The sequence below is a fragment of the Kribbella sp. NPDC005582 genome, from assembly GCF_040605415.1.
In the GTDB taxonomy this organism is placed as follows: domain Bacteria; phylum Actinomycetota; class Actinomycetes; order Propionibacteriales; family Kribbellaceae; genus Kribbella.
Window position 1 is genome coordinate 1927842 of the sequence record NZ_JBEXCU010000001.1, and the last position, 24361, is coordinate 1952202.

Consider the following 24361-nt stretch of genomic DNA (forward strand, 5'->3'; position numbering starts at 1 on the left):
GGCAACGGCGATCGCGTTGGCTCGGTCTGTGACGATCTCGCGCAGCAATCCGGACGGGTTGCACCAGACGCCCGGCTATCACCACGTGACCAAGGTTCAGGCCGACACCTTGATCTACCTCGCGGGTCAGTGCCCGTTGACCCCGGCCGGCGAACTCGCCGAAGGCGGACTGCACGGCCAGACCGCGCAGGTGATCGACAACATCCTGACCGCGCTCGCCGCGGCCGACGCGGGCCCGGACGACGTCGTACGGACTGTCATCTACGTGAAAAGCTCCGACCGCGACGAGCTGGCTGCGGTCTGGACCCAGCTGAACGAGTCACCGCTCGCGCCGGCGTTCAAGTCCGCGAGCACGCTGCTCGGTGTCGCCCAGCTCGGGTTCACCGGCCAGCTCGTCGAGATCGACGTGACCGCCGCGCTGTGAAGGCGCCTGCTGGCTAGAGCTCGTGGTTCGCGATGAGCCTTCGGTCGGCGTTGTACTGGTCGCGGAGCTCTCTGAGTTTCGTGAGGTCTTGCGGTGCGTACGCCTCGGCGACTTCGGTCGGGGTCAGCTTCTCGTAACTGAAGTTGAGGAAGCGGCCGATGGTGGACGCGCGCCAGGGATCGAAGATGCGACGGTCGACGTCGTTGCCGCCGGGCTTGAGGACCGTCAGTGAGTACGCGGCGTTGCGGTGACCGACTGCGTTCGGCACTTGCGGGGCTCGGCTGAGCGCGCCGCCCAGGTGGCGGAGGCCGATGATCGCGTTCTTCGGGAGCGAGGTCAGGTCGGTCAGGTCGGTCAGCAGCGCGTTGTGGGAGCGGTAGCTGTCGGGGCGGTCCGGTTCGGCGAAGATCTTGCCGGATTCCAGGTACGGAAGCTCGCTGGTGGTGTCGAGGACCGGCGTACCGATGGAGCGGAGTGGTTCGATCGGGTCTGGGCTTCCGAGGACTGCCAGCTGGAGCTGGGCGATGTGCTTGCCGCGGAGCGGGGCCGGCACCGGCTCGATGTCGGGGAACGGGATGAGCGCCGCCCCGGACGTCACCTCGTCGGGGAGGTCTTGGGTCCAGTCGCGCCAGGCTTCGAGCGCGTGCGGGTGGTCGGCGAGGTCGTAGTACAGGCTGCCGCCGTACAGGGTCGGGACGTCGAAGAGGTCGATCTCGAGGCCGGTCACGACGCCGAAGTTGCCGCCGCCGCCGCGAAGCGCCCAGAACAGGTCCGGGTCGTCCTCGGCCTTGCGCCGTTTGCCGTCCGGCGTGACGACCTCGATCCGGCGGACGTGGTCGGCGGCGTACCCGAACTTGCGTGCCATCAGGCCGAGCCCGCCGCCGAGTGTGTAGGCGACGGCGCCGACGCCGGGGAAGCTGCCCGACAGTGGCGCGAGCCCGTACGGCGCGGTTGCGGTCAGCACGTCCTGCCAGGTCGCACCGGCTTCGATCCAGGCCGTCTTCGCAGTCGCGTCGACTCGTACGCCGTTGAACCGGCGGGTCGCGATCAGCACGCCACCGTCGATCCCCCGTGTGAGGCCGTGACCGCTGCCCTGGACTGCGATCCGGTGGTCGCGGTCGACGGCGTACTGCACCGCCTCCTCGATCTCGGCCGCACTCGTCACCTCGAAGATCGCCTCGGGCCGGTGCGGATCCAGCCGCTGGTAGCCGAGCCTTGCGTCGTCGTATCCCTGCGTTTGGTTCGTCAACATGCCTCTGACGCTAGAAGGCCTTGCGGACGTATCTTGTCCTCAATGAGCGCGCGCAAAGAGATGCCCGGTCGATTGCTCCGGCTGCTGTCGCTGCTGCAGAGTCGGCGAGAGTGGTCCGGCCGCGAGCTGGCTGAGCGCCTCGGTGTGACCGAGCGGACGGTCCGCCGGGACGTCGAGCGCCTGCGCGCCCTCGACTACCCGGTCACCGGCACCACCGGTACGGCGGGCGGCTACCGCCTCGGCTCCGGTACGACGTTGCCGCCGCTACTGCTGGACGACGACGAGGCGATCGCGGTCGCGCTCGGCCTGGTCAGCGCGGGGAGCGGTGGGCTGGCTGGGATCGCGGACAGCTCGATGAGCGCTCTGGCCAAGCTCACGCAGGTGCTGCCGGCGCGGCTGCGGCCTCAGCTGGCGGCGATGAGCTCGGCGGCGGCCGTGCCGCGGCGTGGGATCCCCCAGGTTGATCCGGACGCGCTGGCCACGCTGGCGCGTTGCTGCCGCAATCACGAGATCGTTGCCTTCGACTACGTGAACCGGCAGGACGTGTCGTCTCGCCGCCGGGTCGAGCCGCATCAACTGCTCACGGTGTCTTGGCACTGGTACCTGCTGGCCTTCGATCCAGACCGTGATGACTGGCGGTTCTTCCGGGTCGACCGGATCTCGGACGTGAGTCCGGCGTTACACCGGTTTGTGCCGCGGGCGATGCCTGCGGCGGATGCCGCGTCGTACCTGGTCGAGTCGTTCACGGCGGCGCCGTACCGGCATCGGGTGCGGCTCACCGTGCACCTGCCGGCGGACGAGGTCGCGGCCAACATCCACTGGTTCACGCCGGGACGGGTCGTGCCGGCCGGGGACTTTTGTGTGGTCGAGTTTGCCGTCGAGACGCCGTCGTTGCTGCTCCAGTTGGTCGCCGGAATCGTTGCCTTGGGCGCCGACTTCACCGTCGACGAGGCCTCGGCCGAGACCGCCGCGCTGATCACCGAGGCCGGGCGGCGGTTGCAGTCGTTCACGCCACGATGAGTCCGATGCCGAGCGTCAGCACGCCGGCGGCCAGCGACGTCGCGCCCACCCAGAGCAGCCAGAGGAACTGATTGGGTTGCGTGCGGCCTTTGCCGGCTGAGGAGGCGAAGAAGCCGCCGGACATCAGGATTGCGGCGAGCGGGATCGCGATCCGTGCGATCCAGAGCGGCACGCCGGTCAGGCTGGTCTGATCGACGTACAGGAGGCCGACCAGGCTGAGGATGACCAGTACGCCGGCATGCGCATGACCGGCTCGCGCGAACGACTTCTGGAAGTCCGTCATCGGCACCTGACCGCGGACGATCTTGGTCATGAAGTAGCCGCCGAACTCGATCGTGACGATCGTCAGCAGGATGACGCCGGCGATGATGCGAGATACGTCGGTCATGCGTGCACCTCTTTCGTGGATTCGACCCGGACGGCAATGTAGAGGGCGGTGGCGATGTAGAGCAGCTGCTCGGGGATCCGCTGCCAGAGCGGGCTCGCCGTGCTGACGTCGGCGATCGCGGCGTAGATGTTTGCCGGGAGCAACAAAACGAAGAGCAGAGCCAGGGCGGTCGCTGCGGCACGGCGCGTCATGGTCAGGACGAGGCCGGCCGCTCCCATGAACTCCAGGACGCCGGTCAGGTAGACGACACCATCGGCGTACGGGACGAACGGCGGGACCATCGCGACGAGGTCGTCATGGGTGGGCATGACGGTCACGGTGGCGGGGACGAAGTGTGCGCTGGCGGTGAACAGCAGCATCACGGCCATTCCGTGGGCCGCGGCTGTGCGCCAGTCGGCGAAGCGGCGTACGCCCAGCATTCCCAGACCGCGGAAGCCGGCGGTGGCCAGCAGTAGTACGAGAACGATCATCGCGATCCTTATAGATAGTAGCGGTATCCGTTTATGGATACTGATACTATCCGTCCTATGGCGACGAAAGGCAAGCGATGCGGATCGGCGAACTCAGCACGGCGACCGGGATCCCGGTCCCGACGATCAAGTACTACCTCCGCGAAGGCCTGCTGGCGCCGGGCGAACTCACCAGCCCGAACCAGGCGTCGTACGGGGAGTCGCACATCCGCCGGCTCCGCCTGATCCGCGCTCTGGTCGACCTCGCTCAGGTCCCCGTCGCGCAGGTCAAGGAGATCGTCGCCTCACTCGACGCCGACGACGTCCCTCTCCACGACCAGATCGGCCGCGCGCACCGAGCCCTCACCCCGGCGCGCAAACCCACCGCCTCCCCCGAGGCGCGCGCCGCTGCCGCGGTCGAAGTCAACGCACTCATCAACCGCCGCGGCTGGACTGTCGAGCCCGAAGCTCCCGCGCTCGCCACCCTGATCGAGACAGTCGCCGCCCTCCGTGACCTCGGGCAGGACAATCTGGTCGCGTTCCTCGACGCCTACGCGGAAGCGGTGGACACCTTCGCCCAATTGGAAGTCCAAGCGGTCTCCGCGCCCACCCGCGACCAACTGGCCGAGTCCGTGGTGATCGGGACCATCCTGGGCGAGACGCTCATCTCGTCGCTCCGCCTGCTGGCCCAGGAGTCGATCTCCGCCGACCGCTGGCGCTAGGCCTGATGTGCAGGTAGGCCGCCGGGTCTGGGCCGCTAGGCCCCACCGAGAAACGCAGCCGGGCCGGCGCGCTAGGCCCCACCGAGAAACGCAGCCGGGCCGGCGCGCTAGGCCCGACCGAGAAACGCGGCCAGCCGGTCGAGAGGCTCGGCATCCTCCGGGATGTCCCGCGCTGCGGCGATCGAGCCGCCGGCTGTCCGCGGCAGGTCACCGTAGATCTCGTGTACCACCGGGAGGGCGGCGCGGGCGATCTCCGGCTCGAGGTCGCGACGCCGGCCGATCGCCGTGGCCAGGTCCCAGCCGTGGACGAGGAGCTCGATGAGGAGCTGCTCAACCAGGCGGCGGCCAGGTGCGGGTCCGAACGACCGGCTCAGCAGGCCTGGCTGATGGAAGGCCTCGCGGGCCTGCGCGGCGGCGGTCTCGAACGCGGCGACGTGATCGTTGCCGAGGTGATCCTCGGTGTGGCCGGTGCTGGGTGGGTTGCCCTGCGCGAGGCCGCCCCAGATGAGATTCTCCCAGACGAGGTGGTCGAGCAGGTCCCGGACGGACCAGTCCGTGCAGGGCGTCGGCAGGTCGAAGTGGTCGACGGTGGTGCCGCGAACCAGTTCGGTCACCGTGTTCTGCACGCGAGTGAATGCGGTCAGGACTCCACCGGGCCATGGGTCGGAGGCATCGCCGTACAGGGCCTCAAGCTTGGTACGACGCGCGCCGGGCGCGGGGTTGGTCCGGATGGCCGTGGTCAGCCACTCACCTTCGGCGCCGATGCCGGCCGGTTCGGGGCGACCGCCGAGCACGCACAGCAGCTGCCAGAACCGCTCAACGGTTGGCTCGGTTGCGGCGGTGAGCTGCTCGAGCAACTGGGCGCGCGCCTCCGGCCCGTCGACCGCGGTCCCGGCAGTGTTCGCGCTGCTGGTCAGCCACGCGTCGATGACCTCTGCGACGACCTCATCAGCCGCCGGCGAGTCCGCCGCCGTACCGGCTTGTTGTGCCGCGCGAACGCGTGCAGTCCAACGCTCAGTCAGGGCCTGCATTTCCGCGGCCGCATCCTGCGCGTCCTGTTTGGCGCCGTACTCGGCTAGTCTGCGCATCGCGGCACGCAACTCGCCGTCGGCCACCAGCTCGCCCAATTCCAGCCAGGCGTCGACCTGTTCATCCGTCGGGTCGTCCGGCAACTCGGCGCCCGCCGCCAACAGCCCGTCCCTGAACTGCGGTACGTCGAGATCGCCGAGCACCTCGACGAGAAAATCCTGAACCAGCGCGCGGCGCTCATCCGGCGACATCTGGGCAGTGCGAGCCATCAAGGCAAGTCCTTCGCGAGTAGTCCGTCGAGTGACAGTGCGCAGAACAGCCTGATGGGTCCGCAACCGGCGAATCTGGGTCTCCAACGCCTCCGCATGCGCCGCCGCAACGGCAGTCAGCTCGACCTCCCGGTCCAGCGCAGCCCGAATCTCCGGCAACCCCATCCCGAGATCCCGCAACGTCCGCGCCAACTGCAGCCTGGCAACACCCGCCGCGTCATAACACCGATAGCCGCCCTCGGTCCGCCCAACCGGCACCACGATCCCCACCTCAGACCAGTGCCGAACCACCTTCACCGGCAACCCCACCTGCCGAGCCACCGCCCCGATCGTCCACCTCTGCACGGACTTCATCCTCAACTCTCCCACCATGGGAGAGTCAACCGTCATCTCGTGTGGAACCTGATGAGCTCCGCAACTTCCGGCCGAAGTCTCGGTTGGTCCAGGCGCGAGCGGATTGCGTCCCGCTCCGAGGGGAGCAGAGGTACGAAGGTGCTGGCTGCATGAAATTCGAGCCAGCTGCCCAGATCCTGGCTCGCCGCCTGTGCGAGCTCTTCGTCGGGATCCCGCAAGGCCTCGAGGTCGGCACGCAGTCGGTTCCAGCCGCCAAGCTCACATCGCACGCGCCATGCAGCGCGGCGCATGAAGATCTCAGCCGAGGCGGCGGCCGGCGCGACGTCGTCGTACCGGATGCCCGGCGTCCTCGCCAGGAGCCGGGCGGCTGGCTTGACGACTGCACCGCTCGGGTCGGCCAGGAGCTCCAGCAGCACCTGCTTCGGCGGCCGCTCGTCCGGCCACAGGTGAAGTGCTGCCAGCCGCACCCGTGGCTCGTCGCTCGCCAGAGCGGTCCGCGCCTCGACTTCGGTGAACCGCTGGCCGGTCTCACGCAGTCCCATCAGAGCTGACGCGACTCCATTGGACTCCCAATGGAAGCGGTAGTACGGCGCGGAGTCGTATCCGGCACGGCGATACCGCCATCGCGCGGCCGCACGCACTCGCGGCGATCGATCGAGCAGTCGCTCCTCGAGTTCCGATCGCTGGAACAGTTCGTCCGTCCCGTCGTACAGGACGAACAGCCGGCCCTCGACGTACCGGGAACTCAGCAACGCTTCCTTCGCCGCCACCGGGTCGATCGACATCCAGTGCTCAACCAGTCGCCGACGTGACCACTGATCGTTCTCGACCGCCAGCCTCGCCTCGACCTCACCGGAACCAAGCCCTGCCATGAGCCCGTCGTACGCGAACCGCCGCACCGCGAAGTCCTGCTCATCCAATAACTTCGTCAGGTCGAAGTACCCGCCGTACGTCGCCAGCGCAGCCGCCCCGTGCGTGCGTTCCCGCACACGAAGCAGCACACCCAACGCCGACGGAACCGGCCGATTCACCAGCTCCGCAAGCGCAACCCGCCGTACCTGTTCCACGTGATCCACCGCCCGCAGCGCCAAACAGCGAGCCACCAAATCACCCGCACAATCACTGAGCACACGCACCGCCCGCTCACGCAGATAGCCGTCAGCATGCATCGACGCCACACAAGCAGCGAGCAAATCTCGCGATCCCAGCAGCCGATCCCAGTCGGCCGCCTCACCCAGCGGGCCAAGCACATACCGCGTGCCACGCGCCCGCTCAGCCACCTGAAGCACCCCGGCCGCCGGCAACCCCACCAGCCAAGCCAGCAGCTCAGCTCTCGGCTCCGCATCATCCCCGAGGCAGGCATGCCGAATCCTCCACAGGACGGCATCTGCTTCGCTGGGCGCAATCACCCCCCGATGATCGCGGACCCCGCCCACTCCCAGCGACAGGATTTCCGCCAGCTACCCGTCGTGGGCCATGTCCACGAAGCGCGAGTAGTGACCCTGGAACGCCACGGTGATGTCGGCGGTCGGACCGTTACGGTGCTTGGCGACGATGAAGTCCGCCTCGCCCGGCCGCGTCGACTCTCGCTCGTAGGCGTCCTCGCGGTGCAACAGGATGACCATGTCGGCGTCCTGTTCCAGCGAGTTATGTGTAGCGATGCCTTCGGCGACGAAGTTGTGGGTGCCTAGGACGGTGGCGTCGTATACCTCTTGCTCGCCGAGGCTCTCGATCGAGGTGATGGTGTCCCAGAAGATGTCGTTGGTGGCGAGGACCTCGAGGTCGGCGGAGTCCAGGACGTCGGCGACCTTTGCGAGGCGCTGGCGGCTGGGGGCGTGCTTCCACAGGGTCGAGCCGGAGAACTGGGTGCCCATGGCGGCGGCGAACTCGCGGTGGGTGACCTGGCGGTCGGCGAGAACCTGGCGGACCTGGGACCAGACTTCCTTCGGCACCGTGTCGAGGTTGGTGTTGCCCTTCACGTCACGCAGGGCGGTGGCGACCTCGAGCACCTTCAGGCCACGCAGGCCGTGGACGCCGATCTCGTCGCAGAAGCGGAGCTGGTTCGCCGAGCCGTAGATGTGCAGGTGGTACCCGTCGCGGTAGCCCGGCTTCTTGGCGACCTTGATGCGGGTGAAGATGTTGTGGCGGAGGAGCAGGCGGGCGAGGTCGTCGACCAAGCGGCGGCTGGTGCTGGCGTAGTAGATGCGAGCCTGGCCGGCCTTCGCGTCCCAGCGGACGGAGCCGTCGGTCGCCCAGAGGTGGCGGATGAAGTGCGCGACCTGCTCCTTCGGGAGACCGAAGACGCCGTCAGGCACGAACTTCTCGTGGCTACGCAGGCCGAACAGGCCGAGACCGTCGAGCCAGGCCGCGATCGGGTTCCGCCTCCCGCGAGCCAGCCGGTACGGCGCTGGGAGGCGCAAGGTGGTCACGCGGGCGGCGGCGTACTCATCGCGGATCGGCGTGATCCCGAAGCGGCGGTGGGCAGCCTCGCCCACTGCGGTCAGGTTCGCCTCGTCGATGCTCGCATAGCGGATCGGCTGGCGCTTTACGAACGAACCGTCGCCGAGCAGGTGGGCGAGCAGCGTGAGCTCGTCCTCGTCCCACGGAGTGACGTCGAGTGGCGGCGGGACGTGGCGCAGCGAGCCCAGGCGGGCGCCCGGAGCGAGCTCGCCGAGCGGCTTCCAGCCGTCGTACGTCAGGAACGGGTGGTTCGCCGTCGCCTTGATCTCGCGACCGGACGCGAGCTTCAGCCGGAACACTTCCTTCACCCCGCTGGGGAAGGCGTGGGTCAGCGTGCGCGGCACCAGCTTCAGCCGGTCGTCGAGCGACCAGACCGGGATGTCTCTCGCGTCCGCGGCCAACAGTTCGCCGAGCGAGATCTCCGCGCCGGTGTCCGCGCGCATCAGCCGGGTGTCCGCGGTCAAACAACCCGATTCGCGGAGGTCGGAGGCCATGGGGCGTTTGTCGGAGCGTTGTTCGGAGCCTCGGTTGAGCTGGCAGATGGCTACTACGGGGAGCTCTAGTTCTTTGGCGAGGAGCTTGATGGAGCGGGAGAACTCGGAGACTTCGAGCTGGCGGGACTCGACCTTTTTGCCGGAGGTCATCAGCTGGAGGTAGTCGATGATGATGAGGCGGAGGTCGTGGCGCTGTTTGAGGCGGCGGGCCTTGGCGCGGATCTCCATCATGGTGAGGTTCGGGGAGTCGTCGATGAAGAGGGGGGCTTCGGAGACTTCGCCCATTTTGCGGGCTAGGCGGGCCCAGTCCTCGTCGGTCATCTTGCCGTTGCGCATGTGGTGCAGGGGGACCTTGGCCTCGGCGGAGAGGAGTCGCATGGTGATCTCGTTGCGACTCATCTCCAGGGAGAAGACGCACGAGGTGAGGCCGTGCTTGATCGAGGCGGAGCGGGCGAAATCGAGGCCGAGGGTGGAGTTGTGGGTCGGGATCATGGTCTTGCCGGCCAGGTAGAGGTGGGCGGCGTTGTCGACCTCGACGCAGCGGACGGGGACGCTGGGGACCTCGTCGATCCACTCGATCCGGCGGTCGCCCTCGCCGGCGAGCGCGGCGGGGAAGCCGTGGCCGGTGATCTGGCGGGGGGCCGAGCCGGGGATCGGCGGGGTGAGGCCGGGGCTGGCGGACATGGCGGTGAACAGGTCGGCGGTGGTGCAGACCAGCGGGTGACCGCCGTCCTCGACCAGCCACTGGTGCTCGGCGTCGGCGACGATGGCGCTGCCGTCGGAGAACGAGAGCCGGAAGCACGGGCGGTCGGTCATCACGTCGGTCGCGGCGACGACGGTGGTCGGCAGGCCCTCGGCGTCGAGCAGCTGGTCGCCGACGGCGACCTCGGCCATCGTGGTCCAGCCGGTGGGCGTGGGCAGCGGGGTGTCGAGAGCGAGCGCCTTGCCCATGGCGGGACGCGCGGCGACGATGATCATCTGGCCGGGGTGCAGGCCGTTGGTCAGCTCGTCGAGGTCGGTGAAGCCGGTCGGTACGCCGACCATCGAGTCACCGCGGGAGTCGATCGCCTCGATCTCGTCGAGGGCGCCCTCCATGATGTCCTTCAGCGGCGCGTAGTCCTCGGTGGTGCGCTTCTCGGTGACCGAGTAGATCTCGGCCTGGGCCTCGTCGACGACGTCGTCGACCTCGCCCTCCCCCGCGTAGCCGAGCTGGACGATCTTGGTCCCGGCCTCGACCAGTCGGCGCAGGATGGCCTTCTCACGGACGATGTGCGCGTAGTAGCCCGCGTTCGCCGCGAGCGGCACCGAGGCGACCAGCGTGTGCACGTACGGCGCGCCGCCGATCCGGGCCATGTCGCCGCGCTTGGTCAGCTCGGCGGCGACGGTGATCGCGTCGGCCGGCTCACCGCGCGCGTACAGGTCGGTGATCGCGTCGAAGACGGACTCGTGCGCCGGTCGGTAGAAGTCCGTCCCGCGCAGGGTCTCGATGACGTCGGCGATGGCGTCCTTGGACAGCATCATCGCGCCGAGCACACACTGCTCGGCGGCGAGGTCCTGGGGCGGCGTGCGGTCGAACCCCATCTCGGGATTGCGCTCCTCGCGACCGCCACCGTCCTGGCCGCGGAACTCCGCCACGCTCATCTAGCCCGACCTCCTCGTTCGTCGCCCCCGAACCACCGACGACCGGGGTTCGAACACCTGATCGAACCGTAGCCGCACGGACCGACAGAATTCTGCCGCCCGCCTGGGTACCCAGGCACGCGACCGTACGCCGGTCTCGTCCCCAGGTGGTAGCCAGCCGTCCACAGGGGATGTGGACGAACTGTGGGAAACCCCGCGAACCCCTGTGCACAGGTTGGGAACAACCCTGTGGATATCTGTGGGCACAATTTCTCCACAGGCCTCTGACCTGCGGTTTCACCCGTGCACAACTGTGGAGAGAAAAAAGTCGGGGTCCTTCTCACAGGGAACCCCACAGCCCGTGGGTAACCTGCCTCCAGTGAGCCGCAGGAGCTGGGTCGGGGGCCAGGATCGGGAGATCCTGCGGCTGGCCGTTCCCGCCTTCGTGGCGCTGGTTTCGGAGCCGCTGATGCTGCTCGCGGACTCGGCCATCGTCGGCCACCTCGGGACGCCGCAGCTGGCCGCCCTGGGGATCGCGGGCACCGTTCTGCAGACCCTGGTCGGCATCTGCGTGTTCCTGGCCTACGGAACGACCTCGGCCGTCGCACGCCGCATCGGAGCAGGCGATCATCGCGGCGCGCTGGCTCAGGGCATCGACGGACTCTGGCTGGCGCTGCTGCTGGGCGTCGTACTCGCGCTGGCCGGTGTCATGTTCGCCCCCCAGGCCATCAACGCGTTCGACCCGTCTCCCGACGTCGCCGAGTACGCAGTCACCTATCTGCGCATCTCCTGCTTCGGCATCCCGTCCATGCTGATCCTGCTCGCGGCCACCGGCGTACTGCGCGGTCTGCAGGACACCAAGACGCCGATGGTCGTCGCCATCTCCGCCAACCTGGCCAACATCGTCCTGAACCTGTTGCTGGTCTACGGCCTGCACCTGGACATCGCCGGCTCAGCACTCGGTACGGCGCTCGCCCAGACCGCAGCGGGAGTCGCACTGGTCGTGGTCGTGGTCCGCGGCGCCCGACGCGACGGCGCCAAGCTCAGCCCGGACCTGCCCGGAATCCTCGCCTCCGCACAGATGGGTGTCCCCCTGGTCGTCCGCACCCTGACGTTGCGTGCGGCAATCATTCTGCTCACGTTCGTCGCCACCGCCCTCGGTACGACGTCCGTCGCCGCACACCAGGTCGCCTTCACCTTCTGGAACTTCCTGGCTCTGGCGCTCGATGCGATCGCCATCGCGGCCCAAGCACTCACCGGCCGTGCACTGGGGGCCGGCGACATCGCAGGCACGCGTTCCATCACCAGGCGGATGATGTGGTGGGGCCTGTGGTCCGGTGTGGTCTGTGGACTCGCGCTCTGGGGTCTGCACTCGATCTACGTGCCCTGGTTCACGACTGACCCCGAAGTACGCCGGACACTCGCCGCCGTACTGCTCGTCGCAGCCATCTGGCAGCCGCTGAACGGCGTGGTGTTCGTACTGGACGGCGTACTGATCGGAGCAGGCGATGGCCGCTACCTGGCGATCGCAGGCGTCGTAGCGCTTGTCCTGTACGTCCCGCTGGCGCTGAGCGTGCTGTGGTTCGACGGCGGCATCGTGGCGCTGTGGTGGGCATTCGGTGGCTTCATGCTGTTCCGGCTGATCACCCTGGTGACCAGGGAGCGCCGAGACGCGTGGCTGGTCACAGGGGCTACCCGCTGACCCCGGAAATGCGGCATCGTGGGGCCATGGCCGACAAGGACGACGAACTGGTCGAGGAACGCGAAGCCGAAGAGCTCGAGCGCGCTGCGAACGAGGAGCGGGAGCTCGAGGAGATCCGCGACCGGCGTGAGTTGCTCGACGCCACTGCGGAGACGGCGGAGGCCATCCGGCTCGCGGAGGCCAACGAGGCCGCGAGTATCCGGCACCGCGAGTTCGCCGACGCCGAGCGGCGCCAAGCACGCAGTGACCATGCCCATGGCAACCATCTGCTCGACGAAGCGGCCGCACGCCCGGACGAGCCGGGTGCGGACGCCACTGCGGCCGCCGGCCGCCGCTACCAGCGCGCCGGTGACCGCGAGGACCGCGAGGCGGCGTACGACGACCGTGTCGCCGACCGGTACGCCGGGGCGCGCGTCGAGCAAGCGCCGGCCAGCGATGCCGCCCGGCGGCCGGCGCAGCCGCCGGAAGCCCGGAAGTTCATCCAGCCGCGCAAGACCAAGAAGCGCGCGAAGGACACCGGGCTCGACCTCGACCTCTGAGGTTCAGATCCCCCGCACGTTCGGCTGGCGCTGATCGAAGAACAGTCCAGCCGGCGGCTCCTCGACGGGGAGCGGCGGGATCGGGTAGTCGGTGTGCGAACCGCGGCAGGCCGCGAACGGGCCGTCCGGGTCGAGCAGCGTCGCCATGTGCGGGTCCGCGTGGTCCCGCCACCAGACCGACATGCCGGTCGCCGGGTCGAGCCGCAGGTGCTCCCAGGCGCGCCAGATCGAGTCCAGCCGGCTGAGCGCCTCGGCGTGCCGGAACCACTCCGGGCACCACACGTACTGCTGCCCGATCCGGCGCGTGTACAGGTAGATCAGCCGGTCCTCGACGAACGCCGCGACATGCGGGTAGAAGAGTTCCTGTTCACCATCCACGACGCTGCTCCTCAGTCTGCTCCCACACCGGTACGCCGGTCGGCATCGGCGGCGGTGTGTTCTGTCCACCGGTCACCCACGGGTTCGCCGAGCCCTGCGTCACCTGCGGCGCCTTCGCACCCGGGTCGTACTTCGCCAGCGACGCCTTGACCACTCCGGCGTCCGGACGGGTGAACCACGGCACCGTCTTCACCATGGTGGCCGGGATCCCCGACGGGAACACCACGGCCCGCCCCGGCGGCATGGCCGCGAGGTCGGAGATCTCCAGGATGTTCTGCCGCTGCGTCTGCCGGCTGGTGCCGCGCTTGCCCTCGTTGTACGAGACCGAGTTCGAAATGATGTCGTAGTCGCCGATCAGCTTGCTGAGCCGCTCCAGGAAGTTCGAGTCGGACGCGCCACCGCCGTACACGCGGATGTTCGCGGCGGACCAGAGCTTCTCCATGCCGTGCTCGCCCCAGCACTCCTGGCCCTGCGCCCACGACTGCAGGATCGTCATCAGGACGATGCCGCGGGAACCGAAGTGGCTGTAGAGGTCGGGCAGGTTCTTCCAGCGGCAGACGTTCGCCGCCTCGTCCAAGACGCCGACCAGCGGGTTCGGCATCCGGCCCATCGGGCAGCCCTTGGCGTACTCCTCGGCGGCCTCCACGACGGCCACGGTCAACGCGGTGACCAGCGGCCCCGCCGTACCGGCGCCTTCCTTGGAGAGGCTGTAGAGCGTGCCGCCCTTGCGGACGAACTCGTGCGGGTTGAACTGCGGCCGGGTGTCGTTCGGCCCCTGCGGGATGACCCAGCGGGTGACCTTGCGGTTGACCAGGAACTGCGCGCTCTGCTGTGCGGTGCCGTAGACACCGGCGCGCTGCTTGTCGGGTGCGTTGATGACACCGGACAGCGCGTCGGCCGACAGTTGCAGACCCGGAGTGTTGCGCAGGATCCGCTCGGGCTCGTCGTTGCGCTGGTCCGCGAGCCACGTGTACACCTGCGTGATCGGGCGCTTGGCCACCGCGGCGGCGAGCAGCAGACCGGCCAGCAGGTCGGTACCGGCGGAGTCGAAGAACGCGTCGGTCTGAGCACCGACCTGGCGCTGCGAGGCGACGAAGTGCTCCGCCATCTCGCGTGCCTTGGTCTCGTCGGTGATGTAGGTCAGCGGGTTCCACCACCAGTTCGGCGGCTCCTCACAGACCTCCTGCGGGTCGAACACCCAGACCGGGCCCTTGTCGAGCCGCGGGCCGCGGGTGGCGTCGACGATGTCGCGCTTGTTCGACGTGGCGACCACGGAGCCGGGAGCGTCCAAGATCGCCGGTACGGCGCGGGACGTCGTCTTACCGGTACGAGGACCCCAGATGTCGACGTGCATGTCTTCCCAGGACCCGAACACCTCGAGGTTGTCCCGGACGGTCCGGCCGATCATGATGCCCGGACCGGCGTGCCCGGCGCCGAGCCGGTTCGCGATGTCCTGAGCGCCCTGGCGGGTGAGCTTGTAGATCTCGGACCGCTTCGACATCAGGAACGCCTGCTTGTCGACGCGGCCGACCGACTCCTTGCGGCGCCGGAGCAGGAACCAGACCAGACCGGCGATCAGGACCAGCAGCACCAGCTCGAGAATCAGTACGCCGGTGGCCGCGCCGGACCAGCGCAGCCGGCCCTGGATCAGCTGGGACAGCGCACTGATCGGGTTCCCCGGTACGGCGCGGGTGCCGTCGATCGACGCGGCCGCCTTGAGCGCACCCCAGACACCGCCGACCGCAACCGCGAACACACCGCAGCCGATGAAGATCAGGACCGTCTCGACCGACAGCCCGCCCGGTCCGGTGGTGCGTTTTCCGTCAGCCATTGTTCGTCACCTCCGGTCGTGCGACGACCCGCGTGGTCGGGTCGGGCGGCGGCAGCATCGCCGGGTCGTCGAACGTGTACTCCTCGACGACCTCTTCGGTCCCGTCCGGTGCGACCTCGACCTTCAGCGGCCGACCGTCGGTCCCGGTCCTCCAGAGTTTGTTCGTGTCGTTGATCTCGCGCTCGACCGAGGTCAGGCCGACGTGCACCGGGATGCCCGGGCGGCCACCGACCTTGACCAGGAAGTTGCCTCGGCCCGGAGGTGCCGCCTCCTCGCCGGTGGCCGGGTCCCACGCGGGCGGGTCCTGCCAGCCGATGAGCATGTTCTGCTCTTCCTCGGACATCGGCACGACCTCGGAGAGGTTCTCCATCTCGGCCCGCGGCAGACCGCCGCAGATGACCATCCCGGACCGCTCGACGAAGCCCTTGGCCTTCATCCGGTCCTCGGGGTGCTCGAGCGCGAGCAGGTCGGACATGGTGTGCGAGATCATCGCCATCCCGACACCACGTTGCCGGTTCAGTCGGGTCAGCGCGTCGACGCGGTCGACCAGACCACGTCCGGCGCGCAGCACCCGCCACAGCTCGTCGAGGATGACGAAGTAGTGCCGCCGCGGCTCCAGCCCGGCGTCCGCGAGGGCCTGCGAGACCGCGACCGCACCGAACCCGTACGACCAGCAGGCCAGCAGCACGGCGGCCTGCAGGTTCGTCTCGGAGTCGTCGATGTTGGAGACGTCGAAGACGACCGGGCGGTCCATCTTCATCGGGTTGTCGGTCTGCTCGGAGAAGATCTCGCCGAGCCGGCCGCCGCCGACCAGACCGATCAGCGAGGCCTCCAGTCCCTCGGTGATCTGCCGGTAGCGGTCCAGGCTGCCCCGGTCCAGGGCCACGTTGCGCACCCGGTCCGGCGCGTCCTGGACGACCTTGAGCAGGTCGCGGAGTACCGGCGTACCGGTGTGGCGTTCGTCGAGGACCTTGAGGGCCTCGTCGATGATCGTCTCTTCGCGGTCGGTCGGCGGCGCCGAGCGCATGATCGAGATCAGCGCCGAGACCATCGTCTGCCGGCGGCCGTGCGCGTCGGCCTGGATCGCCTCCCGGGCCTTGCCGGTCAGCCGCAGCGCTGCCTCGCGGGACTCACCCGGGTCGAGGATGTTCAGGTGCCCGCGGCCGCGGCCGAGTTGGATGACCTGCCCGCCGAGGGCCTCGATCAGGTCCTTGTAGTCAGGCTTGAGGTCGCCGAGCACCAGCGGCTGGATGCCGTAGCCGGCTAGGCCGAGCGCCATCCGGCGGGTGATCGTGGACTTGCCCAGACCGGGCTTGCCGAGGACGAACATCGACGGGTTCGAGATCAGCTTGGCCCGCATGAACCAGCTGATCGGGTCGCAGCACATGGTGGCGCCGGAGAGGATGTTCCGCCCGATCGGTACGCCGACCATCGGGCTGCCGGTGCCGGCCGCGAACGGCCACAACCCGCAGACCTGCACCGTCGTACCGCGCCACTCCTGCGGGGCCTGGACGTAGGTCGAGTAGCCCCCGCCCATCCCCGGCCAGCCGCGCGGCATCGGCCGCTTGCCGCCCCGGGACGGGTCGACGTTCTGGTCCTTCTTCTTCTTGCTCACAGGGCTTCCCGCAGACCGGCCGGGACGGCCAAGTGGCTCTGCAGGACGACGCCGAGCGGGAGCGCGGCGACGAAGGCCGAGTCCTGCGACCCGTACGCCGGCCGCAGCAACACGCGCGCGGTCGCGCCCAGGTTGTCGATGGCGGCGATCATGTCCGGGATCTGCTCGGCGGACATCACGGTGCCGGTGACGACCATGCCGAAGTTCACCAGGCCGGCGCCGCGCGCCTCTTCCTGCGCGGTCCGATCGGCCGCCCGGGCCTCGGCCATCGTGCGGGCCGACGGCCGGTTGGTGGTCGTGGCCCGGAACGACGCGTTGCGCTTGTCCGCCTCGACCATCCGCGCCGCGGTGGCCGCGTCGAGCGGCCTGTAGAGCAGCGTGACGCGCTTGCGGTCGATGTCTTGGTGCGGACCGACCAGCTGCGACAGCACCGACGAGAACACCTCACCGCGCGGCGCCTGCGTCATCTGCCAGGTCACCGACCAGGCCGAGTCGTGCCGGTACTTGTCCCAGAACGCCTGCGCACCGGCGGGCCCGACATCGGTCCACTGCAGCTCCGGCGCCATCCCCTGGCTCCGCGCCTCGTCGATCAGTACGGCGGACGCCGGGTCGTAGGCGATCCGGATCGTCTCGCACAGCTCCTGCGCGGTGACCGGACGGGCCGCACCGGCGCCGGTGGCGTTCAGGCTCTGGGTCAGGGCGGGCAGCCGGGAGGCGAGCTCGCGGCCCATGTCTTCTTCCTTGCGCCGCTTGCCGTTGCGGTCGGTGCCCTTGAAGGTCAGCGCGACCCTGGCCGACACGAGCGCCGAACCCTCCGGATAGCTCTGGACAACCTCGGCGAGCATCGCCTGCGCGATCGCGGGCGAGCCTGGCTGGACGTTGTGGTTGACCTCGCGCCGCAGCCGGATGCCGGTGTCGGGCGCGCTCTCCACGGTCACCGAGGCGGCGACGATGCCCGGCTCGTGACCGAGCGAGGCGAGCCACTGTCCCCAGTGCGCGACCCAGATGTCGATCTGCTCCTCGTCGACCAGCGACGCGCCGTCGGGCTCGGCGTTGATCACCACGGTGAAGTGCCGGGTGCTCGGGTAGAACAGCAGCGCGAACGGCCGACCGTACGAGTCCTTGAACTCGCTCAGCTGGGAAGCGGCGGCGAGGCCCGGGATCTGGAACTTGCCCCAGGCGGTGCGGCCGAGCGGACCAGAACGGTAGATGTTGTGCTTCGCCATCTTTGCTCGTTGCCATCCAATGCGAGTCGAGAGCCGTTGCAGGGCGGACAGGTTGTGCTTGTCCTTGGTCATCAGCAGCAGCAGGACGATGCCGACCGTCAGCAGACAGATCACGGCGCCGAGGATGCCGCCGGCCATCATCGAGAAGATCGTCGCCAGCAGACCGCCCATCATGATGGCCGTGCCGAGCGACCCCAGGCCGGCGATACCCGCCGAGGCGGGCTGCCGCCAGTTGCCGTAGGTGCGCGGAGCGCTTCGTACGTTGTCAGCTGCTGCCACGTGGTCCGTCCGAGTCTCGTCTGTCCTGGTCACGCCTGCTGTCATCGCGGAACTGGCGCTGGTCACGCTGGCGGTCGCGGTTCATGTCGCGCTGCGACGACCCGCTACTCCCGGAGGGTCCGCCGCCACCGCCGTCGCCACCACCGCCACCGCCCTGGCTGCCACCGCCACCGCCACCGGAGCCCTGCGGAGCATCGTCGCCGAGAGTCTCGGCCGCGGCCATCTCGCCAGCCTGCTTGGTCGCCTTGACGCCGGCCGCGACGATCGCGATCGGCGCAGCCACCGCGGCTGCCGGGCCCGCGGCTGCCGCAGCGCCACCGGCCGCGGCGCCACCTCCTGCTGCGGCGCCACCTCCTGCTGCCGCGCCACCACCGCCGCCGACGGCACCCGCCGCACCGCCTGCTCCGCCGCTCGCACCGGACGCAGCTCCCTGCGCACCGCCGCTCGCGCCGCCGCTCGCGCCACCGCTCGGGCCGCCACTCGGTGGACCGCTCGAACTCTGTGGCTGGTTCCGTGCTCGGCCGACGTTCTGTGATCCGGTCGGGCCGTCGGAGCTACCGCCCTCGCTGCCACTACCGCCCTCGCCCTGGAGGGAGTCCTGCATCTTGCCGGCCAGCTTGTCGGCGCCGACCAGCTTCGCGGCGATCATGCCCGCGCCGGCGTTGCCTGCGGTCGCGGCGACCATCGGCACGATGAACCGCATCAGGCCGGGCAGTGCGAACAGCGCGAGGACCAGCAGCGTCAGACCGGTGACCATGTTCATCACCGTGCGCGCGGCCTCGTCGCCGGTGGCGAAGTTGAGCCCACCGTTGTTGGACGTCAATCTGATCGCGGTCGCATAGATGATCGCGGCCACGGGTTTGTAGAGGACGAAGGCGAACAGCCAGCCGAGAATCTTCTTGAACCAGTTCCGGCCCATCTCGGTGTGGGTGGCCGAGGCCGCGATCGGCAGCATGCCGACCAGCAGGATCAGCAGCGCACTGCGCACCACCATCAGCACGATCTGGATCACGCCGGCGATGATCGCCAGGACGCCGATCGAGATCGCCAGGCCGATTCCCATCGGGCCCGCCGTCGCCGAGACCGCGAGCATGGCGGTCATCGCCGCACCGAAGCTCTTGCCGGTGCCGACCAGATCACTGGGTTCGCACTTCCACGGGCTGTTCGGGTCGTCGATCAGCGAGGTGGTGACGATGCACTTGGAGAACTGGTCGCCGAACTCGATCAGGGCCTGGGTGACGCCGACCGCCAGCAGCGACGCGACGCCGAGCGTGATCAGCGACCGCAGGATCTCCCGGGCGGACTCGCCACGCTGGCTGTAGGCCATCTTGATACAAGCGATCAGTACGCCGATCACCGCCACGAAGAAGGCGATGTACTGCGTGTGCGCCCACATCCACTGCACCGTGCCACTGGCCGGCTGTCCCGGGCTCGAGCCCATCGTCGGGGTCCCGACCGCGATCGTCGGGACGTGCACCCAGAAGGTTCCGATCGTGCCCATCACGATCGTGACCGCGTTCGCGATCGCGTCGAGGATCGGCTGGAAGATCATGTCAATCAACCACTTCACTTGGTCGCCGACCCAGTTCGTGACCTTCTCCCAGACGCAATCCAGCCAGTTGCCGCAGAGCGGGATCAAGTAGAGGCGAGTCATGTCACGAGGTCTTCGGAGAGACGAAACGGAGAATGGCCGGCAGTGCCACGACCGCGAGGATCATCATGGTCACGCCCATGACGAGGCTGAGCATCTCCGATGCTCCACGCTCCGCCGTGACGCCGTCGGGGACGGCGGGTTTGTTGATCATCATGATCGCGGCCGCGTAGATCAGCGCCGCCACCGGTTTGTAGAGGATGAACCCGCCCAGCCAGGCCAGTGCGCGCTTGAACCACATCATCCCCATCTCGGTGTTCGTGGCGGCGGCGGTGAGCGGGAAGATCCCGACCAGGAGCACGAGCATCCCGTAGCGGACGACCATCAGCGCGAGCTGGATCAGCGAGGTGATCACCATCAGGATGCCGACGAAGATGATCATCGCGAAGCCGAGCAGCTCGACCGGATCCTTGAGCGGATCGACCATCCGGAGCGTTAGCTCGCGGGCGAAGTCGTGGTCGTTGGTGTCCAGCGCCTCGCCGATGATCCAGCCGGAGAACTGGTCGGCGTAGTCGACCAGGGCGCCGACCACGAACAGCAGGCCGGCGTTCACCACGACCATCGTGAGCAGCGACTTGAGGATGTCGCGCAAGGGTTCACCGCGCTGGGAGACGGCCATCTGGATCGCGCCGACGATGATCGCGAGCGTTGCCACGGTGATCATCAGGTAGGTGGTCCGGGTGTGGATCCAGTTCACGGCGCCGTTGTTCTGGATGTCGCCGGTCGGGAGATAGATCCACAGGAAGGCGACCGCCTTCATCACCGCTTCGACGGCCTTGATCACCACGTCGGCGATGGCCTCGAGCAGCAGCTTGAAGATCGGTGAGAGCGTCCGGCTGACCACCTCGCCGAGGAACTCCTCGACGCAGTCGTCCCAGTCCCAGGGCGCCAGCGAACAGCCGAGTACCAGCATCAGGCCCCCTGGAATCCGACGTAGCTCTCCAGCGATCCGAGCAGGTCAGGTTCGGTGCTGCCGTTGAAGCTGCCGTCGGCCTGCAGTTTGCCCTTCCAGTCCGTGCCGTCCCACACCATCGTCACCGGCAGCGCGGCGGTGGTGCGCTCGTCGAACCGGACCGCGATCGACACGATCGCGCGGGTGGGTTCGTAGTCGATGATCTTGAAGCCCGCGAACTGCCCGGACTTCGCCTCCGACCGAGGCGTCGGCGTGGCGCGGTTGTCGGCGACCGCCTTGTCCCGGCCCGGGCCCGGAGCGATCCGGGTGGCCAGTACGTCGGTGGTCAGCGCAGGGTTCTTGATCTGCGCGAGCAGTGTGAACGTGGCGAACACCGCGCCGGTCGGCGAGTGGGCGAAACACGACCGGACACCGTTGCGGTCCATCAGCGCGGGTCCGGCCTCCTGCTGGAGCGGGAACAGCATGTCGTCCTCGAACTGCCAGGTGACGCCCGCCGGTGCCACCCGGGGGATCGCCTGATCGGGCTTGGCCGTCTTGCAGCCACCGGTCCCGGCCTTCGGGGGCCTGGGGGTCGGCGTACTGGTCTGGTCGCCGGACGGCGTGGCGGGCGGTCCGGTCGGATCCTCGGTGGGAGCGGTGGTCGGCCGGTCGGTTGCCGTCGGCACCGGAGTCGGTCGCGGCTGCGCCTGGTTCCCGCCGGTGTTGCCGACGACGAGCCACAACAGCACGCAGATGACGACCGCTCCGAGAACGACGGCACCGGCCACGAAACCCCGCTCCTGCCAGAAGCCGGATGCCTCGTCACCGTCGCCGTCGTCGTCGGAACTCCTGCTGAACAGCCCCACCGTCGATCAGACTCCCGTCAGGAACGCTGTCAGTTGCCCTGGAGCGCGCCGACGAGCAGCGACGCGGAACCGATCACGATGCAGGCCGCCAGGACCCATCCGAGGCGGGCAGCGTGCTCGCCACCCTCACCGCGGCGCTGGCCGACCGCCATCATCGCGCCGGCGATCAGGATGCCCAGGACGCAGATGGTGAAGGCGATCCAGCGCACCCAGTCGATGACGAGATCGAGCTTCTCCGCACCCGGGGGCCGCTGGCCGCCGGTCGGGAGCAGGGAGGGGACCTCCGAGATCAGGTGTGCCAACATCATCGAAGTACAGCCTTTCAGTACGGGGCGGGATAGTCCGCTGGGTTGGACGCGCGAAGAGCGTAGATGGATTCAAGAACTTCGAAAACCTCGTCGGGGGTGTTCTCGGGCGTGGGAGCCTCCCCTCTGCGCCACTCCTCGATCCAGGGCAGCTCCCAGACCCTGGGGACGCCGCCGCCGACGATGTCGGCGAAGTCGTCGAGCACCCGGGGCAGCCGCCCCGAGGCGTCGGCGATCAGCACCAGGCCGAGCACCGCCACTCCTTGCACGACACCTGAGGCCCACTCGGTGGCCGCGCGCTGCGCCGCCCGCAGGCCGGAGCCGTTCGTCCGGGCGACCAGGATCACCGGGGTCGGCACCGGCGGCGGCGGGATCGGCCAGCGGTGATTGGCCGCGCGGGTCCCCGGCAGTAGTTGCGCCATGGTCGTCTCGCCGGCCCCGCCGTGCGCCCCGACCCACCACAACGTGTCGGCCGCCGGGATCGCGAACTTCGGCAGCCGCTGGTCCTCCGCGGGCGCCGGAACACCGTGCTGGGGCGCGGACGGCCCCCGCGGCGCCAGGATCGCAGGCTGGACAGGTCCCGGTGCGGGACCCGGCTCCGGCTGTTGTTGCCGAGTCCACGGATTCTGCGTCATGAGACCTCCCTTCCCGCTGTGTCACTGGCTGCCGCCCACAGTATTGTCTCGCTTTCCGGGTGTACGTTCGTGACCCATCCACAGGCGAGGATGTTTCTACCCCCTTGTCGGGGTCAGTGGAACCGCGGGCTCCACGGGGTTTCTGCCTGCCGGGAGTCTCCTGGCATGCCTTCGGGTGCGGGGGACATGCTAGAACGAGTGCGTCGGCTCCGGATGAGCGAGGGAGATCTGTGGCGGGAATGAGAGGTCATCGTGGCTGAGAAGATCCCGTCCTGGCCAAAGGTCACGATTCGGCTTTACGACGACCACAACGCCGAGGTGAAGATCGCCGGTCGCGGTCACCCGGTCAACCACCACGATCCCCGGCAGGCCGCGATCGCGTTGGTGGCCGAGCGCGCGGCACAGCTCGGCCGGCCGATGAAAGCGACCGCGGTCGACGCGGACGGCACCTCGTGGCCGCTGGTGATCCACCCCGACGGCGAGGTCGAGGCGGTCGAGGCCCAGTCCCGCAAGCGCGGTGGCGGTGGCGGTGGGGGCGGTGGAGGTGGCGGCGGCAATGCCCAGAAGCCGATCTGGCCGATCATCGTCGCGTTCGTGCTGGCCGGCGTACTGATCTTCGGCACCGTTCTCTACCTGAAGGTCTTCCGCAACTCGGGCGGTCCGCCGGTCGCGAAGACCGAGCCGGGCAAGCTGCCCCCGCTGCCCGAGCCGAGCGTCGCACCCGACCAGTTCTCCGCGCGGCCGGTGCCGCCGGGCTGGACCACCAAGGCTGACTGGTCTGTCGACATCGCCGCGAACAGCACGCCCGCGGTGGCTCCGGACGGCAGCGAGGTCGCCGTACTGACTCCCGATCACAAGATCGCGGTCTTCAACAGCGACGGCAAGGTGCAGTGGCAGGACAAGGTGCCGAACGACGCCGAGAGCCCGGTCTACACGACCATCGACGGCAAGCGCGTGCTGGCGGTGGCGTCCGAGGACACCTTGTACTACTGGCCCGGCGGCGGCGCCGAGGCGATCGAGGTCGAGCTGCCGAACTCGTCGGCCGTCCAGTTCTTCGGTACGTCGCCACTGGTCGACCTGGCCGGTGACGCCGGCGCCAGCGTGGTGACCGGCAGCGAACTGAAGCCGGTGCCGAACCAGCAGCGCCTCTCCACCATCCTCCTTGCCCAGGGCACCAAAGCGCTGATGGCCCGGTACGCCGGCCCGCTGTGGTGGAGCGAGCCGGGCAGCGACCTGCAGCAGGTCGACCTCCAGAAGCCGAAGGGTGCCAAGGACGTCGAGCGGGTGGTTGCCGCGAGCCCGGAACTCGTCCTGACCTTCTACACCAACGGCACCAAGGACGTGGTGATCCCGACCGTGCAGTCCAGCGCGACGGGCGCGGTCGTCGCCACCTGCCAACCCACGAACGTGAACGACGCGCAGAACTGGCAGTGGCTCCCGGATCCGAACCGCAAGATCGCCGCCTGGGGTGCGTGCCTGATCAACTTCAGCAACGCCCGGACCTCGATCCTGCCGAACTTCCGTCCGTACTCGATCACCGGTACGACGATCTTCGGCACCACCGGCAGCAACCTGATCGCGATCACGCCGGGCGGGAAGCCGACCACGCTGCAGACCGACACCGCGCGACCGTGGGGGATCGCCGGCAGTCACGCGATCATCGTGCACGACTCCGTCGTCTACGCACTGGCCAAGAAGTGAAGCGGCTCCTGGTCACCGTCGTCGCGGGGGTGGTGGCAGCTGCTGCCTGCCTCACGCCGGCAGTGGCCACCGAGGACGATCCGACGCCGGCGAAGTACCCGCAGATCAAGAAGCCGGCCAACGGCGGCGCCGCCGGGGATCCGGTGCCGGTGCGCTACCCCCGCGTCGACAAGCCCAGCAATGTCGGCGGCGACGAAGACCCCAAACCGCCGAAGTGGCCCGCGCCGAAACAAGGCTGAGCCGACGAAGCTGAACGCACA

The 24361-nt window shown here is 68.8% G+C and carries 22 protein-coding genes; 7 read left to right on the forward strand and 15 right to left on the reverse strand.

Annotated elements, in window-relative coordinates:
• Positions 1-28 precede the first annotated feature (28 nt).
• Positions 29-424 (forward strand): RidA family protein, encoded by a 396-nt coding sequence (locus ABZS29_RS09575; protein WP_355460165.1) that lies wholly within the window; start codon positions 29-31, stop codon positions 422-424.
• Positions 425-437: 13 nt separating this feature from the next.
• On the opposite strand, the gene ABZS29_RS09580 is transcribed toward ABZS29_RS09575, so the two are convergent.
• Positions 438-1676 carry an FAD-binding oxidoreductase gene (locus ABZS29_RS09580; protein WP_355460167.1) on the reverse strand — a complete coding sequence of 413 codons (1239 nt, stop codon included), beginning with the start codon at positions 1674-1676 and terminating at the stop codon, positions 438-440.
• A 42-nt stretch (positions 1677-1718) separates the two neighbouring features.
• Here ABZS29_RS09580 and ABZS29_RS09585 point away from each other — a divergent pair, with 42 nt between their 5' ends.
• Positions 1719-2696, forward strand: a complete 978-nt coding sequence (locus ABZS29_RS09585) for a WYL domain-containing protein (RefSeq protein ID WP_355460169.1) — start codon at positions 1719-1721, stop codon at positions 2694-2696.
• On the opposite strand, the gene ABZS29_RS09590 is transcribed toward ABZS29_RS09585, so the two are convergent.
• Entirely contained in the window at positions 2683-3084 is a 402-nt protein-coding gene (locus ABZS29_RS09590; RefSeq protein WP_355460171.1) for a hypothetical protein, read from the reverse strand. The genes ABZS29_RS09585 and ABZS29_RS09590 overlap by 14 nt on opposite strands.
• Entirely contained in the window at positions 3081-3554 is a 474-nt protein-coding gene (locus ABZS29_RS09595) for a hypothetical protein (RefSeq protein ID WP_355460173.1), read from the reverse strand. The genes ABZS29_RS09590 and ABZS29_RS09595 overlap by 4 nt, the downstream gene beginning before the upstream one ends.
• A 77-nt stretch (positions 3555-3631) precedes the next feature.
• Here ABZS29_RS09595 and ABZS29_RS09600 point away from each other — a divergent pair, with 77 nt between their 5' ends.
• Positions 3632-4255 (forward strand): MerR family transcriptional regulator, encoded by a 624-nt coding sequence (locus ABZS29_RS09600; RefSeq protein ID WP_355460175.1) that lies wholly within the window; start codon positions 3632-3634, stop codon positions 4253-4255.
• A 107-nt stretch (positions 4256-4362) separates the two neighbouring features.
• Here the strand turns inward: ABZS29_RS09600 and ABZS29_RS09605 are convergent, their stop codons facing one another.
• The 3 genes from ABZS29_RS09605 to ABZS29_RS09615 are packed head-to-tail and all read right to left on the reverse strand — an operon-like array spanning position 4363 to position 10502.
• Positions 4363-5907 (reverse strand): TIGR03086 family metal-binding protein, encoded by a 1545-nt coding sequence (locus tag ABZS29_RS09605; RefSeq protein ID WP_355460177.1) that lies wholly within the window; start codon positions 5905-5907, stop codon positions 4363-4365.
• 32 nt (positions 5908-5939) lie between these two features.
• Entirely contained in the window at positions 5940-7316 is a 1377-nt protein-coding gene (locus tag ABZS29_RS09610; protein WP_355460178.1) for a hypothetical protein, read from the reverse strand.
• A gap of 51 nt (positions 7317-7367) precedes the next feature.
• Complete coding sequence (locus ABZS29_RS09615; protein WP_355460180.1) at positions 7368-10502, reverse strand: replicative DNA helicase; 3135 nt, start codon at positions 10500-10502, stop codon at positions 7368-7370.
• A gap of 358 nt (positions 10503-10860) precedes the next feature.
• On the opposite strand from ABZS29_RS09615, the gene ABZS29_RS09620 reads away from it, so the two are divergent.
• Both ABZS29_RS09620 and ABZS29_RS09625 read left to right on the forward strand, forming a co-directional pair.
• On the forward strand, positions 10861-12183 hold the full coding sequence (locus ABZS29_RS09620) for an MATE family efflux transporter (RefSeq protein ID WP_355460182.1): 1323 nt from the start codon (positions 10861-10863) through the stop codon (positions 12181-12183).
• 26 nt (positions 12184-12209) lie between these two features.
• Entirely contained in the window at positions 12210-12722 is a 513-nt protein-coding gene (locus ABZS29_RS09625; protein ID WP_355460184.1) for a hypothetical protein, read from the forward strand.
• A gap of 3 nt (positions 12723-12725) precedes the next feature.
• Here ABZS29_RS09625 and ABZS29_RS09630 read toward each other — a convergent pair whose 3' ends face one another.
• The 9 genes from ABZS29_RS09630 to ABZS29_RS09670 are packed head-to-tail and all read right to left on the reverse strand — an operon-like array spanning position 12726 to position 22400.
• Complete coding sequence (locus ABZS29_RS09630; RefSeq protein WP_355460185.1) at positions 12726-13100, reverse strand: DUF4913 domain-containing protein; 375 nt, start codon at positions 13098-13100, stop codon at positions 12726-12728.
• Positions 13090-14931 (reverse strand): TraM recognition domain-containing protein, encoded by a 1842-nt coding sequence (locus ABZS29_RS09635; protein WP_355460187.1) that lies wholly within the window; start codon positions 14929-14931, stop codon positions 13090-13092. Before ABZS29_RS09635 ends, ABZS29_RS09630 begins: the two co-directional genes overlap by 11 nt.
• Positions 14924-16546, reverse strand: a complete 1623-nt coding sequence (locus ABZS29_RS09640) for an ATP/GTP-binding protein (protein WP_355460188.1) — start codon at positions 16544-16546, stop codon at positions 14924-14926. Before ABZS29_RS09640 ends, ABZS29_RS09635 begins: the two co-directional genes overlap by 8 nt.
• Positions 16543-18051, reverse strand: coding sequence for an SCO6880 family protein (locus tag ABZS29_RS09645; RefSeq protein ID WP_355460190.1), 1509 nt, complete (start codon positions 18049-18051; stop codon positions 16543-16545). The genes ABZS29_RS09640 and ABZS29_RS09645 overlap by 4 nt, the downstream gene beginning before the upstream one ends.
• On the reverse strand, positions 18038-19705 hold the full coding sequence (locus ABZS29_RS09650; protein WP_355460191.1) for a hypothetical protein: 1668 nt from the start codon (positions 19703-19705) through the stop codon (positions 18038-18040). Before ABZS29_RS09650 ends, ABZS29_RS09645 begins: the two co-directional genes overlap by 14 nt.
• A 1-nt stretch (position 19706) precedes the next feature.
• Positions 19707-20615, reverse strand: a complete 909-nt coding sequence (locus tag ABZS29_RS09655) for a hypothetical protein (protein ID WP_355460193.1) — start codon at positions 20613-20615, stop codon at positions 19707-19709.
• The gene (locus ABZS29_RS09660) at positions 20615-21460 is read right to left on the reverse strand and encodes a hypothetical protein (protein WP_355460194.1); all 846 of its coding nucleotides are present in this window, start codon (positions 21458-21460) and stop codon (positions 20615-20617) included. Before ABZS29_RS09660 ends, ABZS29_RS09655 begins: the two co-directional genes overlap by 1 nt.
• 29 nt (positions 21461-21489) lie before the next feature.
• Complete coding sequence (locus tag ABZS29_RS09665) at positions 21490-21768, reverse strand: conjugal transfer protein TrbC (RefSeq protein ID WP_355460196.1); 279 nt, start codon at positions 21766-21768, stop codon at positions 21490-21492.
• A gap of 14 nt (positions 21769-21782) precedes the next feature.
• Entirely contained in the window at positions 21783-22400 is a 618-nt protein-coding gene (locus ABZS29_RS09670) for a DUF6668 family protein (RefSeq protein WP_355460198.1), read from the reverse strand.
• 252 nt (positions 22401-22652) lie between these two features.
• Here ABZS29_RS09670 and ABZS29_RS09675 point away from each other — a divergent pair, with 252 nt between their 5' ends.
• Together ABZS29_RS09675 and ABZS29_RS09680 are read left to right on the forward strand one after the other, a co-directional pair.
• A complete protein-coding gene (locus ABZS29_RS09675; protein WP_355460199.1) occupies positions 22653-24101 on the forward strand; it encodes a hypothetical protein in 1449 nt (482 codons plus the stop codon).
• Complete coding sequence (locus ABZS29_RS09680; RefSeq protein ID WP_355460201.1) at positions 24098-24340, forward strand: hypothetical protein; 243 nt, start codon at positions 24098-24100, stop codon at positions 24338-24340. The genes ABZS29_RS09675 and ABZS29_RS09680 overlap by 4 nt, the downstream gene beginning before the upstream one ends.
• Positions 24341-24361 lie beyond the last annotated feature (21 nt).

Coding starts and splice junctions, on each gene's coding strand:
- ABZS29_RS09585 (WP_355460169.1), top strand. CDS start 1,719: ATGAGCGCGCGCAAAGAGATGCCCGGTCGATTGCTCCGGCTGCTGTCG.
- ABZS29_RS09605 (WP_355460177.1), bottom strand. CDS start 5,907: ATGAAGTCCGTGCAGAGGTGGACGATCGGGGCGGTGGCTCGGCAGGTG.
- ABZS29_RS09650 (WP_355460191.1), bottom strand. CDS start 19,705: ATGACTCGCCTCTACTTGATCCCGCTCTGCGGCAACTGGCTGGATTGC.
- ABZS29_RS09665 (WP_355460196.1), bottom strand. CDS start 21,768: ATGATGTTGGCACACCTGATCTCGGAGGTCCCCTCCCTGCTCCCGACC.
- ABZS29_RS09590 (WP_355460171.1), bottom strand. CDS start 3,084: ATGACCGACGTATCTCGCATCATCGCCGGCGTCATCCTGCTGACGATC.
- ABZS29_RS09600 (WP_355460175.1), top strand. CDS start 3,632: ATGCGGATCGGCGAACTCAGCACGGCGACCGGGATCCCGGTCCCGACG.
- ABZS29_RS09580 (WP_355460167.1), bottom strand. CDS start 1,676: ATGTTGACGAACCAAACGCAGGGATACGACGACGCAAGGCTCGGCTAC.
- ABZS29_RS09615 (WP_355460180.1), bottom strand. CDS start 10,502: ATGAGCGTGGCGGAGTTCCGCGGCCAGGACGGTGGCGGTCGCGAGGAG.
- ABZS29_RS09625 (WP_355460184.1), top strand. CDS start 12,210: ATGGCCGACAAGGACGACGAACTGGTCGAGGAACGCGAAGCCGAAGAG.
- ABZS29_RS09635 (WP_355460187.1), bottom strand. CDS start 14,931: ATGGCTGACGGAAAACGCACCACCGGACCGGGCGGGCTGTCGGTCGAG.
- ABZS29_RS09655 (WP_355460193.1), bottom strand. CDS start 20,615: ATGCTGGTACTCGGCTGTTCGCTGGCGCCCTGGGACTGGGACGACTGC.
- ABZS29_RS09595 (WP_355460173.1), bottom strand. CDS start 3,554: ATGATCGTTCTCGTACTACTGCTGGCCACCGCCGGCTTCCGCGGTCTG.
- ABZS29_RS09670 (WP_355460198.1), bottom strand. CDS start 22,400: ATGACGCAGAATCCGTGGACTCGGCAACAACAGCCGGAGCCGGGTCCC.